The 15,568-nt window shown below is 56.5% G+C and carries 24 protein-coding genes; all 24 read right to left on the bottom strand.

Annotated elements, in window-relative coordinates:
• Positions 1–14 precede the first annotated feature (14 nt).
• A complete protein-coding gene (locus EYW45_RS00400) occupies positions 15–374 on the bottom strand; it encodes a hypothetical protein (RefSeq protein ID WP_161133397.1) in 360 nt (119 codons plus the stop codon).
• A complete protein-coding gene (locus EYW45_RS00395) occupies positions 371–850 on the bottom strand; it encodes a phage tail tube protein (protein ID WP_161133396.1) in 480 nt (159 codons plus the stop codon). The genes EYW45_RS00400 and EYW45_RS00395 overlap by 4 nt, the downstream gene beginning before the upstream one ends.
• Before the next feature lie 57 nt (positions 851–907).
• Positions 908–1,279, bottom strand: a complete 372-nt coding sequence (gene gp17, locus EYW45_RS00390) for a tail completion protein gp17 (protein ID WP_161133395.1) — start codon at positions 1,277–1,279, stop codon at positions 908–910.
• Positions 1,279–1,773 carry an HK97-gp10 family putative phage morphogenesis protein gene (locus EYW45_RS00385; protein ID WP_161133394.1) on the bottom strand — a complete coding sequence of 165 codons (495 nt, stop codon included), beginning with the start codon at positions 1,771–1,773 and terminating at the stop codon, positions 1,279–1,281. The genes gp17 and EYW45_RS00385 overlap by 1 nt, the downstream gene beginning before the upstream one ends.
• Positions 1,770–2,501, bottom strand: coding sequence for a collagen-like protein (locus EYW45_RS00380; RefSeq protein ID WP_161133393.1), 732 nt, complete (start codon positions 2,499–2,501; stop codon positions 1,770–1,772). Before EYW45_RS00380 ends, EYW45_RS00385 begins: the two co-directional genes overlap by 4 nt.
• Positions 2,498–2,821, bottom strand: coding sequence for a hypothetical protein (locus EYW45_RS00375; protein ID WP_161133392.1), 324 nt, complete (start codon positions 2,819–2,821; stop codon positions 2,498–2,500). Before EYW45_RS00375 ends, EYW45_RS00380 begins: the two co-directional genes overlap by 4 nt.
• An 8-nt stretch (positions 2,822–2,829) precedes the next feature.
• The gene (locus EYW45_RS00370) at positions 2,830–3,171 is read right to left on the bottom strand and encodes a phage head closure protein (RefSeq protein WP_202444518.1); all 342 of its coding nucleotides are present in this window, start codon (positions 3,169–3,171) and stop codon (positions 2,830–2,832) included.
• Positions 3,171–3,530, bottom strand: a complete 360-nt coding sequence (locus EYW45_RS00365) for a head-tail connector protein (RefSeq protein ID WP_202444517.1) — start codon at positions 3,528–3,530, stop codon at positions 3,171–3,173. Before EYW45_RS00365 ends, EYW45_RS00370 begins: the two co-directional genes overlap by 1 nt.
• Positions 3,527–4,264 (bottom strand): hypothetical protein, encoded by a 738-nt coding sequence (locus EYW45_RS00360; RefSeq protein WP_161133391.1) that lies wholly within the window; start codon positions 4,262–4,264, stop codon positions 3,527–3,529. Before EYW45_RS00360 ends, EYW45_RS00365 begins: the two co-directional genes overlap by 4 nt.
• Position 4,265: 1 nt before the next feature.
• The gene (locus EYW45_RS00355) at positions 4,266–5,618 is read right to left on the bottom strand and encodes a phage portal protein (protein WP_161133390.1); all 1,353 of its coding nucleotides are present in this window, start codon (positions 5,616–5,618) and stop codon (positions 4,266–4,268) included.
• A 1-nt stretch (position 5,619) separates the two neighbouring features.
• On the bottom strand, positions 5,620–5,856 hold the full coding sequence (locus tag EYW45_RS00350) for a hypothetical protein (protein ID WP_161133389.1): 237 nt from the start codon (positions 5,854–5,856) through the stop codon (positions 5,620–5,622).
• A gap of 50 nt (positions 5,857–5,906) precedes the next feature.
• On the bottom strand, positions 5,907–7,331 hold the full coding sequence (locus EYW45_RS00345) for a phage major capsid protein (RefSeq protein ID WP_202444516.1): 1,425 nt from the start codon (positions 7,329–7,331) through the stop codon (positions 5,907–5,909).
• Between the two features lie 4 nt (positions 7,332–7,335).
• The gene (locus EYW45_RS24240; protein ID WP_202444515.1) at positions 7,336–7,923 is read right to left on the bottom strand and encodes an HK97 family phage prohead protease; all 588 of its coding nucleotides are present in this window, start codon (positions 7,921–7,923) and stop codon (positions 7,336–7,338) included.
• Between the two features lie 59 nt (positions 7,924–7,982).
• Positions 7,983–9,692, bottom strand: a complete 1,710-nt coding sequence (locus EYW45_RS00340) for a terminase large subunit (RefSeq protein WP_202444514.1) — start codon at positions 9,690–9,692, stop codon at positions 7,983–7,985.
• Positions 9,693–9,765: 73 nt separating this feature from the next.
• Positions 9,766–10,026: a hypothetical protein gene (locus EYW45_RS00335; protein WP_235938730.1), complete on the bottom strand. Its 261-nt coding sequence runs from the start codon at positions 10,024–10,026 to the stop codon at positions 9,766–9,768.
• 257 nt (positions 10,027–10,283) lie between these two features.
• A complete protein-coding gene (locus tag EYW45_RS24970; RefSeq protein ID WP_407924887.1) occupies positions 10,284–10,511 on the bottom strand; it encodes an HNH endonuclease in 228 nt (75 codons plus the stop codon).
• Positions 10,512–10,585: 74 nt separating this feature from the next.
• Positions 10,586–11,005: a hypothetical protein gene (locus EYW45_RS00325; RefSeq protein WP_161133385.1), complete on the bottom strand. Its 420-nt coding sequence runs from the start codon at positions 11,003–11,005 to the stop codon at positions 10,586–10,588.
• A 22-nt stretch (positions 11,006–11,027) separates the two neighbouring features.
• Complete coding sequence (locus tag EYW45_RS00320) at positions 11,028–11,243, bottom strand: hypothetical protein (protein ID WP_161133384.1); 216 nt, start codon at positions 11,241–11,243, stop codon at positions 11,028–11,030.
• A 60-nt stretch (positions 11,244–11,303) separates the two neighbouring features.
• Positions 11,304–11,834, bottom strand: coding sequence for a hypothetical protein (locus tag EYW45_RS00315; protein WP_161133383.1), 531 nt, complete (start codon positions 11,832–11,834; stop codon positions 11,304–11,306).
• A 178-nt stretch (positions 11,835–12,012) separates the two neighbouring features.
• On the bottom strand, positions 12,013–12,369 hold the full coding sequence (locus tag EYW45_RS00310) for a RusA family crossover junction endodeoxyribonuclease (RefSeq protein WP_202444513.1): 357 nt from the start codon (positions 12,367–12,369) through the stop codon (positions 12,013–12,015).
• Positions 12,366–12,491, bottom strand: a complete 126-nt coding sequence (locus tag EYW45_RS24700) for a hypothetical protein (RefSeq protein WP_268894249.1) — start codon at positions 12,489–12,491, stop codon at positions 12,366–12,368. The genes EYW45_RS00310 and EYW45_RS24700 overlap by 4 nt, the downstream gene beginning before the upstream one ends.
• Positions 12,491–12,850: a winged helix-turn-helix domain-containing protein gene (locus EYW45_RS00305; RefSeq protein ID WP_161133382.1), complete on the bottom strand. Its 360-nt coding sequence runs from the start codon at positions 12,848–12,850 to the stop codon at positions 12,491–12,493. Before EYW45_RS00305 ends, EYW45_RS24700 begins: the two co-directional genes overlap by 1 nt.
• A complete protein-coding gene (locus tag EYW45_RS00300; RefSeq protein WP_161133381.1) occupies positions 12,847–14,625 on the bottom strand; it encodes a toprim domain-containing protein in 1,779 nt (592 codons plus the stop codon). Before EYW45_RS00300 ends, EYW45_RS00305 begins: the two co-directional genes overlap by 4 nt.
• Entirely contained in the window at positions 14,622–15,500 is an 879-nt protein-coding gene (locus tag EYW45_RS00295; RefSeq protein WP_161133380.1) for a conserved phage C-terminal domain-containing protein, read from the bottom strand. The genes EYW45_RS00300 and EYW45_RS00295 overlap by 4 nt, the downstream gene beginning before the upstream one ends.
• Between the last annotated feature and the right edge of the window lie 68 nt (positions 15,501–15,568).

Below are 15,568 nucleotides of genomic sequence, written 5' to 3'. Positions count from 1 at the left end.
AAGCGCCAGCGCAATTACATGCCAGAGCCAGTCTTCGCTTCCGGCCTCGATTCGTTTCCCAACGCACCGCCCTGCAACTTGTTGACCTCAACCACGTGGCTGAAGAGGGCGTTAGCAGCCGGCGCCGTGAGTTTCAAAGCCTGGGCCCGGGTGATCGCAGGCGACCCGTCCTCATTGCACAGGCCCGATGCGATCAGGTCGGCGATGCTGTTGGCGCGAACCTCAGCATCATCTGACCGCTCAGATAGGCTGAACTTCCGGAAATCCACGGCCGGCAACTGTCGAAAGTGCAGCTGGTGCTTACTACCATCCGGCAGTTCCACCTCCCGAGCGTGGATCTCGGGGCTTACGAAGAAAGACTTGTCCAGGCTCATACGGCCGGCTCCTTCCACGTCAGGGTGTAGCCACCAGAACGCTGCAACGTCATCGTGCCGCGCACGACTTCGTTATTGGCGACATCGATGTCCAGATCGGCGATGTAGGCCGTGAACGCCAACCACGAGCGATCTGCGCCTGGCACCAGCGCACCTGCCGCCGCGGTGGGAACCGAAGTGCCATCGGAAAAGCCGATGATCCATTTCAGGTTCTCGCTGGTCTTCTTCAATTCGAAGATGCGCTGATGGCTGCCATCTTCCGAATCGAGGATGAACGGTACCGATACCGTGCCCGGATCACCCAGACCAGATGCGTAGCTCATCTCGTCGGTTTCATCCAGGCAAGTCGTGTCGATACGACTGCGGGCGCCCGTGGTCACGCCGGTGATACCGGTGGGGCACTTGAACTTGATGGGCGTGGTCGGGCTATCGGGATCCAGCAAGTACAAATGCGTGCCGGCAGTCTTGAGTTCCATATCGGGCTCCAAAAGAAAAAGCCCGCTCAAGGCGGGCATATGCAACGTGGTGTTGGCTTATCGGTTGTGGATAAAGTCGGCTTCGATCGAAACCCGGAAAAGCTGTGTGTCTGTCTCGCGCGTCGTGATGATCGTGCGGTTGTGAATCAAGGCTGCATCCAATGCGTTACGGACGGCCAACGCCAGTGCACGTGCCTGGGCACGGCTATCGTCAGCAGGACCGGTGTAGCAATTGATCTGGATAGTGTCGAAATCGCCCTGCGGCGCTTCGCTGATGTTGTCAAACGGTTGGCCGGAAACATCGAGCCAAGTTATGTAAGGCGTCTGAACTCCTTGCGGTGCGCTGTCGAAGTCGTAGATTCGCAACGGCGTGCCAACCAAAGCAGCGACAGCAGGCACATTCAGCGTCTTGAATACCGGCGCCAGCATTACTTCATCCCCTTTTCTTTCGCCAATTGAGCTGCAACCTTCTCGATGCGCTTGCTCAAATCGGAAACGATCGTCTCAATGGCTTGTTGACCCTTCAATTGCACTGCGGGTCGCAACCACGGCGTTGCGGGCTGGTGGCTCGAGCCATATTCCATAAGATTCGCGGTTTGAAGCGTCGTCGTTGGCTTCTTGCCGCGCAGTTTTGGGTAGGTCTTGCGCTTCACTCGCACGAGATATCGCTCACCCTTCCCGCCAGACGGCGCCTTGCCGCGGCTGGCAATAACGTTCTTTTCAAGCAATCCGGTCGATTCAAGGCTGCCGTTCTGAGCAACAGCCACCTTCACATTCTTTCGAGCTTCGTCCCGGATGATCCGGGCTCCCTTAGCAAGCGCCAGCTTTACAGGTCCGCCACGCTTCGATACGACTTCGGCCGGCATCGACTGCAGCATGCCGAGCAACCCATCAGCACCTTGCAGTTTGACCTCAACCTTCACCGAAGCACCACGACGCGGCAGGGGATCGAGTACGTGCCACCGATCGCCAACAATGGCGCTGTAAGCGTCACTTGCAACGTTCCGTTAGCGGTGGCGATCGCGCTGTGAATCGCAACGCCGGCAGGAAGCGGGCTGGTCGGGAACAGCAGCACATTGTCCCCAGCCTGCAGGCCCGATACGCCCGTGAACGTCAATGTGCGAACACCAGCAGCAATTGCTACCGTCGCGGTCTGCGTGACCGTAATATTGCCGAGCGTCACTAGTGGCGAAGGGCCAGCATCACCTTTGGCGCCGGGAATACCTTGCGGACCAGTTGCGCCTTGCGGCCCCTGAACGCCGGTTGCCCCGGCATCACCCTTCGGCCCAGCAGCGCCAGGCGCACCAGTGGCCCCAATTGATCCTGTTTCGCCTTTCGCGCCGACAGCGCCTGGGATACCTTGCTCGCCGGCTGGGCCTTGAGGGCCACGCTCACCCTGCTCACCCTTTGGGCCAGTAGGCCCGACAGGGCCGGCTACGCCTTGCTGACCGTCTTGTCCAGGCTGCCCATCCTTACCATCAGTGCCATTCAACGAAGCTAGCCACTCTGCTTCGGTGCCTGACCACCCCAAGCCCACGGCCACGTCATAGGCGCTGGCGCCACGGGGACCTGCAACCGGAATATTTCCAGGTGCTTTGCTCATGCTTGGGAAAGCATTGACTTGTTCAAACTGCTCGTTGATTTGATTCATGGCTGTCGCACCCAGCCAGACTTCAACGAGAGCTGCGACATCGCGTCTCGAGTCCAGGTTTGCTTGTAGGAAATACCGTCAAACGTTGTCTTGGTGATCGATGTAATGTTCACACCAGACTCATCGTAGGTGTAGGCGGTCTGAGAATCAGCGGCGAAAACGTCGCCGTTAGTAGCCATGTTGTACAGGCAGACAGCAACGAGGCCACCCTTACCGCCCAAAGCGACAACCTCAGCGTACGTTCCGTCGCCCATATCTTTGTAGCGCTTGTTAGCAGCCACATTCCCAGGCAAACCACCTCTTGCGACAATATCTGGCATGACCGCTCCTAAAGTCCTTGGCCTACGCCTTCACTGCACGGCAGGGTCAAGTATTCAAGGCCGCTATCTTTGTCGGCCAATACACCTTCAATTCCGTAGATTTTTTCCCTGTGAAGGATACGCATCGTCGCATCGATTCCCTTTCTATATCGGATCGTGACTCTTGCGGTGATGTTCGACTGCGTAGCTGACGACTGGACAAATTCACGCGCCGACAGAGGCTCGATCGACGCCCAAACGCTCGCTAGATCCACCCAAGTCGTGGTCAAGTCACCGGTGTCCGGGTCCTGCGTGTTCTGCTGCCTTTGGATAACTACCCGGTGCCGCAACTTTCCTGAGGACAAAGGCATCACGCAAGCGCCGGATCGCGAAGTGGATAAAGCAGTGCTGTCACAGGACGCGGTAGATAACCTGGCTCGAAAGCTGAATCAGCATCGTCGTCGCGGTTCTTGAAAAGAAAGCCCAACATCAGCAATACGGCTGCGCGGACTTCAAAGCGCACATCGCGGGTGTATACAACGTTGCCATCTGCATCAAGCTCAACGCTACCCGATGCATCTCGTTTGGGCTCGAAGACAACCCCGCTCTTCATGTAGTTCAAGACCGATGAGGAAGCCGCGCCAATCTTCAATAGCAAGTCAGCGTCGTCGTCATCGGAATCAATGCGGAGATGCGCTTTGGCATCTTCTAGAGTCACAAGGGTGATCATTTCTTGCCCACCTCGACACTGTTCTTGGCATCTCGACCTTTCTTTACCGCAAGGCGCCAATCAGGATTGCCAATTTCAGGCTTGCTACGCGTCACCGCTTGAGAGATCCAATAGCTGCCACCAAAAGTCACCCCGTCGCCCTTCTCGAAAGATTCGCCTTCCTTGTAAAAGCCGCGGTCAATCACTACGGGGATGGTGAACTCAAACCGTTTCGTCTTTTCACCAGCTGCAAACGTCATGCAGAAACCTCGCTCGCCGTCATGTTCGATGGTCATGTCATCGAAGCCGAGCCCATCCAAGCCATCCTTTCCATCAGCCCCATTAATGCCGTCTTTGGGCTTTTCCAGCCGATCAATCGCTCGTTGCAGAGTCTCGTTTGCGCGTCTTTCGAAATCTAGTTCCCATCGGGCCAAATGGCCGTCGAGTAGGTTCTTTGCATCGTCAATGGTGAAACTCGAGCCGTCCTTGCCATCTTTGCCGTCAATACCAGGCGCGCCGTCTTTACCATTGGAAGGAATTGGAATGCGGGCCAGAATGTTTTCGATAACGACACCCTCGTCTAACGGCGTCGCATCTTTTCCATCGACGCCGTCCTTGCCCGGCTCCCCGGCCCGAGGCGAGGGTAATTCCGCTATGGTGCGTTCGATAGCGTCGATCCTGCCGCTTAAGGATTCTTTGACACCCGCGACATAGCCTTTAACGACTTCAACCAAGCCATCGGCCAACATCTTCATATCAAGCCGCATGGGTAAGCCCTTTCTGGAACAGTGCCAAGAATTGTCGCGTCTCTTCGGCGGCCAATTCTTCGTCGTCATATTCGTTCGGTTCGACCACCGGCGCTGGCGGCTGCGCAGCTAGCGGATTAGTCTTGTCGCGCTCGTCCAAGGCCGCCAAGCTGTAGTTCTGCTGTTGTAGATAGACCGTATCGCCGCCAACGATCTTTTTCATGTTCAAACGCTTCCTAGCTTCGTTTGGCGCCATGATCGAACCGCCCACTGCCGCTGCAAGAGTAGTGACTTGGGTAGCCTCATCCATTCGGAGAAGTACATCCAGATCCAGTTCGGTCGCATAGCGCTCTGGCATGGACAATCCTTCGTCCATGCAAAGCTCGAATTCTTCGATCAGAGAGTGAAGGCATTCGTCGTAATAGTCTTGCTTTAACTCACCAGGTTTCTTGCCGGCCGGGGCCGATCCGACGCCGACCAAATACGCGGGCATATGAAAGGTCGAACAGATATATTCATCAAGCCGGCGAGACTGTTCAGTCGTCTGAGCGTCAACCGCCGTCATGCGCATAGGCTCATACTTCAACCCGTCGCCCATTACAGCGACCTTTCCAGCGTTCTCACCGGTGAAGTTAGCTGTCCACTTCTCCTGAAGACGCTTGGCGGTCTCATCGCTAATTGAACCCGGCGCCGTCAGTACACCACCTGGATTAGCGCCATTCGCAAAGAAGTTCATCGAGTCATTGATGATCTTCAAGCCAAGATGGGCCGGAATACCACCTGCAAACAGCGGCGATACACCCATCAGAGGATGGAATACTGGGCACATGCGATCATGAATGATCTCTCGTGCGGGAACCGCAACGGCTGCCTCTTCAGTGATTCCATTCAAGTTATCGACCGATAGCTGATAGAAGATCGACCCGTCAGGACTCACCAACGGCTGAACTTTCGTTGGGTCAAGAATGTAGAGCGCCGTGACCACGCCACGGTTGTCGCGCTGTTTGATGGCATACGTATTGCCACGGCTAAGCTTCGACATGAACCACCATTGTTTGAACTGAATATGGTTCTGGTAGCGATTTGGTCGCTTTAAGACCGGGCTGAATGCAGCGCTAGTCGTCTCGTTCCAGATTCCATCGTTATCCAGTTCAACCAACTTGGCGCGAAGTTTTCCGATGTCGCTGGAGATCTGGGTGATGCAGGCGTAGACGATCGGATGCGAGAAGACTGTTTCCACAGTCCATTCGTCGTTGCGCTGCCATGCGCCCATGTACGGCTCACGCACAGTAGGAAACCAGCCGCGACTGTCTCCAGCAGGTGCGAGGTGGGCTCGCTTGATCTCCAAGCCGAACAAGCGCATTTCAGTCCTTAGCCTTGAGATCTCGCCGCTGATATGCTCGTTTCTTCTCGCTTGCTTCAGCGTCCAAATCTTTCTTGGCCACCGTCGCCTCTGCTTTCTCAGACTTGACCGGCTTAGCCCACTTAAGTGCAGTCAGAATGGAGGCCTCGTCCGCGTTCGCGGTGTATTCCTCGCCAGCCTCGCGCTCACCAGTGCCGAACGGATGCTTTCGCAATGCCACCATTTTGATTGAGCTCATGATTCGTCCTTGATTAAGAAAGGGCGCCCACTAGGAGCGCCCCTGTTTACTTAGCCTTCAGTTACGGCACCGTTCCACGACACACCGGACAGATACTGCACGGCGGCCGGGCGAGCCTTCAGCCAGTTGACATACCGCTCGGCACGAATTGCCAAGAGGTTGTTTTGCCAGAGGCTGACCATCACCGTGGTGGCAGTCGGGGGGCTGTCAGGAGCGCTGTCCATTTGCAGCGATGCTTCGCGGCTCGCGTCGATCGACACTTGTCCATCGTCAGCCAACAGAATGTCCTGAGCGTTGGCAAGAATGACGATGTTGCCCACAGCCTCGGACACAATCACGGGCATGCCCCAGAAAGTGCCGCCGGCCATATTCACGTCCGGGAAGGAGCGTTGCCCCAACGCATTCTTCATCAGAGACAAACCAAGCGCGTTGGTGGCCGACATGATCCAGACGGCGTTGGTCGGCGCAAGGTTGGCCGCGATGAAGGGCGCGAATACCGCTTGGATGTCCGCATTCACCGATGCTTCGCCGCTACCACTCGACGGCACCGCCGTGACGCCGTTGGTGATCGACGCGGGCTTGACGTTGGCAGTGCCGGCGTTTGCCGGGTTTACAAAATCGGCGTCCATTTGCTGGATCACGGCTGCAGCCAACTGATCGCGCAAAATGGTTTCTGCCGAAGGCTGAGAAAAGCGAGCCAGTTCGTCGGAAATCACAGCAATCGTCGCAAGCTTCGTCCAACGCAAGGTGACTTGGTCGAAAGCCAAGCTGGTCAACGGCTTGGCTTGACCTTCACCGACCCAGTACGCTGCGCCGCCAGAGGTTTGGCGCGGCATGCTGATGTTGAACGGCACCTGACGCAGGTTCGGGATGCGACCGACGATCGTCTGCGGACGCAGGAAATCGATGAATTCGCTGGCCATTTGGTTGTACTGAACCAGCGGAGCCGCCCAGGTGGTTCCGCTGGTCGTGCCGACAGCAACTGCGGCCTTGGTCACGTCTTCGAAGTTGTATTGCGAGAACATCTTGATGATGTCGTGCATACCTTTTTCTTCGGGGAAGCGATTGTTAGCGAAGTCGAGGGCGTCGCGCATGTTGCCCTTGGTGTGCGCCATCACACCGGCAAAGCGTGCGAAAGCCACGCCAGGCGCCAACTTGCGCTCAACGACAACGATGTTGCTGCCGCCACGGCTGGCCGAAGCTGCTGCAGTGGCGTCCTTCGTTTGACCCGGGGTCACGGCGGGAACCGGAACTGCCTTGGTGGAATTGATGGCTTCCAGCGAGTGCAGATCTTCCAGTTCTTGATCGATCGACTTGATCTCGTCTTTCAGCGTCGAGAATTCTTCGCTTTCGCCAGCATCCTTGGTCCGGTTTTCAGCCAACGTCTTGTTGGTCAGTTCCGTCATTCGGCCGGCTTTGGCATTGCGGGTGGATTCCAGGTCGGCGATTTGTTCGCCAATGGTCTTCTGGGTCATGGTCTTACCTTTTCGAAATTTTGATTGGTCCGCGCTTGGCGGTGCTGGTGATTGCCACCGCGCTAGCGGCCGGCTTTGAGCCCCGATCACCAGCGCGGCCAGCAGAGGCCAGGTGTTCGTGGTCGATACTCTTGACGGCGGTGATTACCGCCTGTGAATTCGCGGGAATAGTGACGAGCGAGAGCTCAAGCCAATCCCATTCTTTAAAGCGAAGCCCACCTGACTTCAGGCGTTCAACTTGACCTTCGATCGCGCTGAAGCCGATAGAGACGGCGGCAATGAGCTTGTACTTGAGCGAATGAATTGCCTCATCAACTCGGTCCTTCAAACGCCCAGCCTCGCTCACTATCGGCAATCTGGCCTCAAACGGAATGCCTTTCTCAGTCGCCTGCGCAAATGTCACCTGTCCTACAGGCTGATCATGCTGATGCTGCCAGAGCAAAGGCATAGGGGTTTTGAACTTTGCGCCCAGAGGCTCAACGATGTCACCCATGCGATCAGTGGAAGGTGTAGAAGCAATGCCGCGGATCACGACAAAGCCATCTTCTTCATCCACAGACTTTGTTTCTAATACGCTGTATGCGCGATCCATTGCTGGCCTCTGAAATGCAAAAGGCCCGCGCATGGCGGGCCAAAATGGTTAGAACGAACTCAAGAGAAAAACAACTGGTACTTTGGTTGAACAACAGCATCACCCGCATGTGCGGCACCGAATGCCATGCATAGCGCCACAGCAGCATCAATCTTGTTGATCGACCGCGTTTTAGCGAGCCAACTGTTATCCCACTTATCGGTTTCCGTCACTGCACTCATCATCGCGGACACAAGGACCGGGTTTTTCAGTAGCCTTACGCGACCTTCGAGCAAGGCATCTTCCAGCAAGCGCAGAGAGCCCGGCATCCACAGACCTTCTGCCTGCTCTCCCTTGGCTTTTGCAGCCTTTTGCATTGCCTCAGTGGCCTTGCCCTTCTTCAAACCACCCTGGGGATGTTCGACAAACTCGAGCGCAAGGCCGATCTCATCAACATCTTCCTCAAACCGCTTGAAGGCGAAGCGATCGTAAGCAACCATTTGAATGTCGTACCGCTCTGCGTATTCCGCAAGCGTCTGTGCGACATGCCTGTAGTTAATACTTTCGCCCGCCGGAGCCTGGATAAATCCTTGCTGCTTCCAAACGGTGTACGGGATTTTGTCTCGTAGTTCTCGCGCCTGAATCGTGTCACCAGGCGTCCAAGCTTCGATCCAGGCGTCAAAAAGCGGCTTGTTGTTGGCGTCCGTGCCAGTCCTTACGACTGCCCCGAGCGCCGTGATATCTCGGTTTTGAGAGAGATCGAGACCAATCCAGACCTGTTCTCCCTCATAGTCCTTGGGGTCAAACTCTACTAGTGCGGGTTCAAGCGTTGAGCGAGTCATCCACGCGGTTTCAGCATCAGTCCAAATGCAGAAGTGAAGCCGAAGAATCCCGTTTAATTGGCCCGGTATCGATTTGGCTTGAGCCACCACCTCCGACAGATACTGCTCAGTAATTGTCACGCCAAGCAGCGGGTTCGCCTTGATCCAGCATGTCGGGTCAGTCAGAGGATCATCGCCATCATCTAACGAACACACATAGCTGAAAGTCGTGTCGTCCAACGGCTCGCCAACGAACACCGGGTCGTTGACTGCCTCGGTGTGACCTGCAGCTACCTTTACCGCGTGTTCATGCTCTTCCCAAGCAACCGAGTTTCGGTCCGACCCACTATTCGTGATCATGAATAGCAAAGGTTGGCGCCGAAACTTAAACCCTCGCTCGAGCATTTCAATGATCTTGCGATCAGGCAACTCGTGCACCTCGTCGGCCAGCACGAAGTACGGACGCGGGCCTGAGCCGGTTTTACCGGTGTCCCGGCTCACTGGTCGGAAGAAGCTTCCGCTAGCATGATGAGCGATGTTGAACTCACGCCCTGGACCACCGGAAAACTCCATTCGCTTGTTGAGCGCGGGCGACTGCTTAACCATCTTCACCGCATCAGCGAACAGAATGCCGGCTTGTTCACGCTTCGCTGCCGCTGCATAGACCTGGGCGCCTGCTTCGCCGTCTGCGCTCATGCCCATCAGGCCAATTCCACCAGCCAAAGGCGACTTGCCGTTTCCTTTTCCCTGCTCGATATAAGCGCGTCGAAAACGTCGAGTACCATCCGCACGTTTCCAGCCAAACAGCGAACCAATGATGAACGCCTGACTTGGGTGAAGTTCAAAGGCTCGGCCTTCAAACTGCCCTTCTGACAGCTTCAGTACCGTTTCGAAGAAGTTGAATGCGTACTCGGCTGCAGCCTGGTCGAAGATCAATCCTCGCTTACTGCCGTCCTTCAGGTCCTTCAAGTGGCGTCTACATGCATTTCGAACATGGGGACCAGCCACTATCACCCCAGCCACTACAGCTTCAGCGTATTCCTTAGTGCGGTCGTCCAAAGAACTGGTCTGCCGGATCTTCTTCTTCGCCGTCGCCATGGTTCACTTTGGTTTCATCAACTGGTGTAGCGCCAAGCTTCGAGAGAATCGAACTTAGCGCCTGCGTTGCCGAAACTCCGAAATCGGCGTCATCCATTCGCGCCGTCCAAATGCACGCCAGGCGCAAGAGCGGTCGGTGCGAGCTGTTCAGCCAAGGCAGTTCGGCGCGGTATTCTTCCCACGCCACTTTCTGCTCGTCCGTCATTTTCAGATATGGTTCGCCAAGCGACCTAGCCCCCTTTGGAGCCTTACGATCCTTGAAGCGCTTTGGGTCGTGAACAGCGGCGCCGGAGACCGCTGCCTTGCTGGCCGGCAGCCTCGGTCGAGCCATTGGTTACCTCGTCTTGTGAATTGCGGATACGAAAAAATAGGTGAGCGGCCGGTGTCCGAGTTTGTCCCAGAAAAACAACGTTCTACCCCCCCCTGTTACAAACGTCAGAATGCCCCGATTTGGTGCATCTGTTACACACTTTCGGGCCATCCTTCGACGCTGATACGTGCCCTCAGCTTTCCGGTGTTGCCGGCCTCTCGCTGCGTCTTGGCCTCGTGACATGCGTCACAGATAGCTTCAAGGTTCGATGGGCTGTCGTCGCCTTGCTTGGACACCGGCACGATGTGATCGCACTGGGTTGCTTCGGCGACCCTACCCTTACGCTTGCATGTCTGACATATCCAACCATCGCGGTTCATGATCTGCTCTCGAAGCCTGCGCCAAGGTCTCCCGGTTAGTGTCCGGTCGTCCCTGTTCTTGCGCCACGCTTCGGTCATAACGGGTTGTTCGTGTCTCGGTCGCCTGGGATGCGCTGACCATCTAGCGAGTGGCCTGCATCCTCAAGCTCGTCTTGCTCATCTGCGAGTGCGGAAAGCAATGCATCCAGCTTGGCTTCGATGCGATCAAGTTGTGACGGCTTGGGATCGATAGCCGCTTGCTGGACGGAAGTGAACTGCCGACTTTCGTCCTCAAGCGTCGTTACGTCGTACTCAGCCTTGACGCCATCTAAGCGGTGCGGTTGCACCATGAGATGCACCACAGCGCGCCATACCTCGCCGACTTCAGCAATCAGCTCGACGCGCGTAACACCCTCGATCTTCTTGCCATCGGCGGTCAATATCTGAGTGCCCATACAAGGCAGGTGACCGTCCTCGCTGAGGGGTGGCGGAACGATGCTGATTAGCTTGCCCATCAGTAGCCGTAGTCCTGTTCGTTCATGCTACCGCGCCTTCCTGGCCATTCGTATATCCGCGGACTTCACCGTCGAACACGCAGTTCTGCGGCAGCTCGTGCGAGTACATCGACTCGCTTGCACCAGCCTTAATAGCCTGATCGCACTGCACGCAGAAAGCCTTATCTGCCTTACGCACGATCTGGGAGAAGTTGCGGAAATAGCCCTGGCATCGATCGCACTGTGCTTCCAATCCCATCTTAGTTCTCCAAATGCAAAAGCCCGCCAAGTCTGAGACCGGGCGGGCTGTTTTTGGTGGCTACTTGGGCACCAACGCGTCAACTTTAAACCGGAATCCGCGTTCATGCAACATATTTCGTTCACTAACGCGCATAAGGCCACGTTTAACGAGCATCGGTAGCAAATCCAGCTTTGCCCGTTGGTATTCCTGATGCTGTTGCTGCGGACTAAGACGAGGGTTCTTGTAGATGGCATTGCCGCATGCCTTGTTCGCGGTATGAATGCCTACCGCTGCACGTGCCTGCCAGGTCAGTTCATCCAGACACACGTCCACCGCCTTGCACTGGGCGTTGAAGATGCGCGTATCCGCTTCCTCGCCATCGGTGAATGAGTCGGTGTCACTCATGCCACGGCCATATGCTGAGACCCGAGGCGCGCCTAGATGCGGGCGGTAGGCATTCGCCCAGCGGTACCAGTCCATCAGCAGCCCTTCGATCTGTTCGCTATCTTCCTGTGTCATCACGACAATCCCCTTCTCTCTGATTGCCCCAAAGGGGTCTTCGGTTAACTCGGTACGCTGCTGTTTCAATCTTTGCTGCTCTCTGGCCATCGCTACCAGACATGGGTCAAGGCGTTCCCACCGCCTCTGCCAAGTCATCGCTGCCACCCTTCTTTGCCGCCCCACGATCGAGGATCCTGGCTAGCGCCCTTTGGAGTGATGAGTGCAGGCTGAATGGCCTTGGCTTTCTTCGCCAACTCGGCAAGCTGTGGCGGGAGTTTGTAGGTGCTCATCGCGCCTCCGATATGAAGACCCGAACAAGGCCTTTGGCTACTGGTGCGAAGCGGTGGATAGAAAGCTTGTCGATCAAGCTGTCGTCTTCAATCACGCCGGCATGAACGAGTCCATCAAGCAGACCTTTAAAAACGTTGTCCAAGTCTCGTTTGCGCCTGTCTGGTGGGTAGGCATCAACATGCACCTGCAATCGTCCTGGCGGGGCTATTCCGGGCTTCTGCGCTGCCATGACGATTGATCGGTATGCCCGGCCCCGCTCGCTGATCAGGGTTCGGCCGGCAAGTGGCCCCTTGTTGGGACTGCGCCAGTAGCCGTTCACGCTCGGCGGATAAGGAAGCTCGATAACGATCATTCTTCCCACTCCATCAGTTCGTCGTACATGGCTCCAGCACGGCAAAGACGCAGCGTCAGCCAAGCAAAGCCAACCCAAAGGGCAGCGACCAAGCCGACAAGGATCCAGTCCGAGGTATCCATCAGGCCACCTGCGCAATTAGGGTTGCGAAGACATTGCCTTGGTTAGCGGCAAGGCGATTAGTCAGAGTTTTCTTCTTGTGCCATGCCAACTGGCGGCGTCGGACCTCTGCCTTAGCCTGACGCGGCATCTTCGGGCTGACGCCAGCACCCAGCGTGTAGACCGGCGCCCACAAACCTTGCTTGCGGGGAGCCACCCAGCCGCAGACGTGGATCTTCCCTTCGTCTTGAAGGCGGCGAAGGTTGTGCTGAATCGTGCTGCGACTTGCCTGCAGATCGGCGACAAGATCTACCATCGTCATGTCGCCATTGGCTTCGAGCGCTTGCAGGATCGCCGGATAGGTGTAGTTGGGTGGGCTCATGCTGTCTGTGCCTCGCTCGAGTATTCGACGTAGGGAAATGGTCTGCGTTGGGGGTTGGTGGTGAACTGCATGGACGCGCGATTGAAAAAGAGGTACAGGCTGCGGGCCTGCGTTTCGCCATTGCGTTGTTTGTGGAGCTCGAGCTTCGCGTCTGGGGTATCCGGGTCTTCGCCGTCTTCCTTCTGCGCAGACCACACCGAAAACACGTTGTCTGCGGCATCAGTCAGCTTGGAACTGCCCGCCACATCCATCTTTCCGGGGTTCTTCTTCTCGTTCTCTCCTTTGCGGGGATGTGCGACAAGGTGCAGGTGCACGCCGAACTCGCGGCAGAATCCGGCCAGCTTGCGCATCGCCTCTTTTTGGGCGGACATGGCGCCTGCACCGTCTTCCGGTACATCGGTCATCATCAAGCTGTCGATAACGAAGTGGCGGATGCCATAGCGCTTGAAGCCGTAGCGAAACACTTCGAGCAAGCGGTCAATGGTGGCCGTACCGGTCAGGTTGAACAGCCACGACTTGTCCTGCAGCCATTTGCCGCAGTGATCGAAATAGCCTTGAGTCGGGCGATCCTGACCGGTCAATTGCTTGGTCATGCGCTTGCCCTGATTCACCGCGGTCATTTCTCCGGAGAACACACAAATCTTTTCCCCTTGACGCATCACGCCGATGAGCGCTTGATTCAACAGAAGCGACTTGCCGTGGCCGTTGTAGCCAGTCCAGACAGTGAGCTCGCCCTGACGGAACTGAAACCACGGTTGATCGACGCCGTTGAACGTCAAACACGGATCCATAACCTTGTCGCCGGCCGGCCAAAATGACGCCTTTACCTGGCTCCAGAAGTCAGACAGCGGGCGCAACTCTTCGGGGTCGAATGGCTGGGCAGCACGCAGGCAGTGATCAAAGTCAGCGGCCTCGACCCCACTCTGCAGGTACTCGTTCGCGTCTTTTGCTTTGTCGAACAGAACCACCTTGCAGCGTTCCAGGCCGAGCCGGTTTGCTACTTCACGGGCGCCCTTCTGACCTGCTTCGTCGTTGTCGTAGCAGAGATAGATCTCAGAGAAGCGCTGCAGCCGCTCCCAATCGTTATCAAGCCACTGATGATTACCGGCGCCAGCGTTCACCGACAAAGCCGGGACGTTCATCTGGTGCAGGCTCATGGCATCGATCTCGCCTTCGCAGATCGCAATTACTCGAGCCTTCGGATCGATCAACTGCCAGCCGAACAAGCATGGCTCGGCACCGCCTTCTTGGCGCATGTCCTTTTTATCCGCGACGTTCCGATATTTGGCGTTGATGAATTCGCCTTCACGCAGGTACGGGAACACGGCGTAGGATTTGCCCTGACGCTCCTGCTCAGCGATCTGGAAGGCAGCAATCGTCTCTTCCGTCAGCCCACGGCTCATGAGCCAATCACGCACTGGTTGCTTAGGCTTACTGGCCGCTGGCTTCGACGGACGCTTGAAAGTCGGCACTTCCTTGCGCGGCATGCTGTCGCGGATGCCCAAGAACGATTTGGCTTCTGCCATCGCTTGGCCGATCGACAGAATGCGGACCGATGCCCACAAGTCCAACAGATCTCCGGACTCACCAGTGTTGAAGTCCTTCCAGACGCCGCGCTTCGAGCCAGTCAAGCGGACCGACAGCGATCCGCCTTCGTCGCCGGCCACGCTGCCGGCCTTCCACTCACCGGACGCCTTCTTGCCACCGGGCAAGAGGTATTCGGCAATCCGTGCCGCGTCGTCTGCCAAACGTTGGCTTAATTCCTGCGCATTCATGCCGTCACTCCCATGCGGTGGCCGTCTTTCCATAGGTACGAGGTCTTCTCGCTACACCCTGCGTTCTGTGCCTCAAAAGGCGTTGCGAATCCTGCGTTCAACCACCAGCCGGCACCAGGAGCGCGACGCTCAACCTGGCCGACATAGCCTGAGAACTTGCTTGCGCCGAAAAGCGTTTCCGGCCGGAGGTATTTCGACATTTCGGCGTCATCGCCCCACTGGGCAGCCTTCGCGTCAATGACGGCTTTCACGTCGTCAAGGGAATAGCCCTCAGACAAGCGTGCGCGAACCAGCCGAAGATTTGCTTCCACTGCCCGGTACTGACAGCCTGTGCGATTGTTCAGGTACGAGATGACTTCCCGAGCATCGGCATTCGAAGCCTTCACGTCTTCGGGCTCTTCACTTTTTTGGCCCGATAGGTCGGGCTTGCCCGACAATGTCTTTTCTTTATCTTCTTCTCTTCTCTTCTCTTCTTTAGGTAACGCTGAGGTAACGCTGCTACCGTTACCTTTGCCGTTACCCTTAGCGTTAGCTTTGTGAGAAGCGACCCGTTTTGCCGTCAAAGCTCGGTCTTTTGCGGTCTTTCCGTTGTGGCGATCAAAGTTCGGAAGGGAAACACCAGCCTCTGAGACGACCAACCAACCTACATTTGCCATCGCTTGAGCGAAGCCGCTAACGCCAGCGATACGATCGAGTAACGCTGCGCTAACGCTCGGAGCGTTACCGTCAACAGTCTGCTGGTCGAACCAACGCCAGACACGGAGCAATTTGCCAACGGTCAGATCTGGGTCCTCCCATCCCATCGCGAAGGTGATCGCTAAAACTTCCTGCTTTTCAGGCGTGTTCACTTCGAACTTGATCCAGTCGCCGGCCATATCAATACCCCCTCAGTCGCAGGACTGAGAAAACGAAACGGACGAGCCACGCCGGCACAACGCCGCGG

Source organism: Schauerella aestuarii (assembly GCF_009866805.1).
In the GTDB taxonomy this organism is placed as follows: Bacteria; Pseudomonadota; Gammaproteobacteria; order Burkholderiales; family Burkholderiaceae_B; genus Schauerella; species Schauerella aestuarii.
This window is presented reverse-complemented; position numbering and strand designations above follow the sequence as displayed.

Bases quoted from the DNA above. Each gene is read 5' to 3' on its own strand.
- EYW45_RS00400 (WP_161133397.1), bottom strand. From the start codon at position 374: ATGAGCCTGGACAAGTCTTTCTTCGTAAGCCCCGAGATCCACGCTCGG.
- EYW45_RS00395 (WP_161133396.1), bottom strand. From the start codon at position 850: ATGGAACTCAAGACTGCCGGCACGCATTTGTACTTGCTGGATCCCGAT.
- gp17 (WP_161133395.1), bottom strand. From the start codon at position 1,279: ATGCTGGCGCCGGTATTCAAGACGCTGAATGTGCCTGCTGTCGCTGCT.
- EYW45_RS00380 (WP_161133393.1), bottom strand. From the start codon at position 2,501: ATGAATCAAATCAACGAGCAGTTTGAACAAGTCAATGCTTTCCCAAGC.
- EYW45_RS00375 (WP_161133392.1), bottom strand. From the start codon at position 2,821: ATGCCAGATATTGTCGCAAGAGGTGGTTTGCCTGGGAATGTGGCTGCT.
- EYW45_RS00370 (WP_202444518.1), bottom strand. From the start codon at position 3,171: ATGCCTTTGTCCTCAGGAAAGTTGCGGCACCGGGTAGTTATCCAAAGG.
- EYW45_RS00365 (WP_202444517.1), bottom strand. From the start codon at position 3,530: ATGATCACCCTTGTGACTCTAGAAGATGCCAAAGCGCATCTCCGCATT.
- EYW45_RS00360 (WP_161133391.1), bottom strand. From the start codon at position 4,264: ATGAAGATGTTGGCCGATGGCTTGGTTGAAGTCGTTAAAGGCTATGTC.
- EYW45_RS00355 (WP_161133390.1), bottom strand. From the start codon at position 5,618: ATGCGCTTGTTCGGCTTGGAGATCAAGCGAGCCCACCTCGCACCTGCT.
- EYW45_RS00350 (WP_161133389.1), bottom strand. From the start codon at position 5,856: ATGAGCTCAATCAAAATGGTGGCATTGCGAAAGCATCCGTTCGGCACT.
- EYW45_RS00345 (WP_202444516.1), bottom strand. From the start codon at position 7,331: ATGACCCAGAAGACCATTGGCGAACAAATCGCCGACCTGGAATCCACC.
- EYW45_RS24240 (WP_202444515.1), bottom strand. From the start codon at position 7,923: ATGGATCGCGCATACAGCGTATTAGAAACAAAGTCTGTGGATGAAGAA.
- EYW45_RS00335 (WP_235938730.1), bottom strand. From the start codon at position 10,026: ATGACGGACGAGCAGAAAGTGGCGTGGGAAGAATACCGCGCCGAACTG.
- EYW45_RS24970 (WP_407924887.1), bottom strand. From the start codon at position 10,511: ATGAACCGCGATGGTTGGATATGTCAGACATGCAAGCGTAAGGGTAGG.
- EYW45_RS00325 (WP_161133385.1), bottom strand. From the start codon at position 11,005: ATGGGCAAGCTAATCAGCATCGTTCCGCCACCCCTCAGCGAGGACGGT.
- EYW45_RS00320 (WP_161133384.1), bottom strand. From the start codon at position 11,243: ATGGGATTGGAAGCACAGTGCGATCGATGCCAGGGCTATTTCCGCAAC.
- EYW45_RS00315 (WP_161133383.1), bottom strand. From the start codon at position 11,834: ATGGCCAGAGAGCAGCAAAGATTGAAACAGCAGCGTACCGAGTTAACC.
- EYW45_RS00310 (WP_202444513.1), bottom strand. From the start codon at position 12,369: ATGATCGTTATCGAGCTTCCTTATCCGCCGAGCGTGAACGGCTACTGG.
- EYW45_RS24700 (WP_268894249.1), bottom strand. From the start codon at position 12,491: ATGGATACCTCGGACTGGATCCTTGTCGGCTTGGTCGCTGCCCTTTGG.
- EYW45_RS00305 (WP_161133382.1), bottom strand. From the start codon at position 12,850: ATGAGCCCACCCAACTACACCTATCCGGCGATCCTGCAAGCGCTCGAA.
- EYW45_RS00300 (WP_161133381.1), bottom strand. From the start codon at position 14,625: ATGAATGCGCAGGAATTAAGCCAACGTTTGGCAGACGACGCGGCACGG.
- EYW45_RS00295 (WP_161133380.1), bottom strand. From the start codon at position 15,500: ATGGCCGGCGACTGGATCAAGTTCGAAGTGAACACGCCTGAAAAGCAG.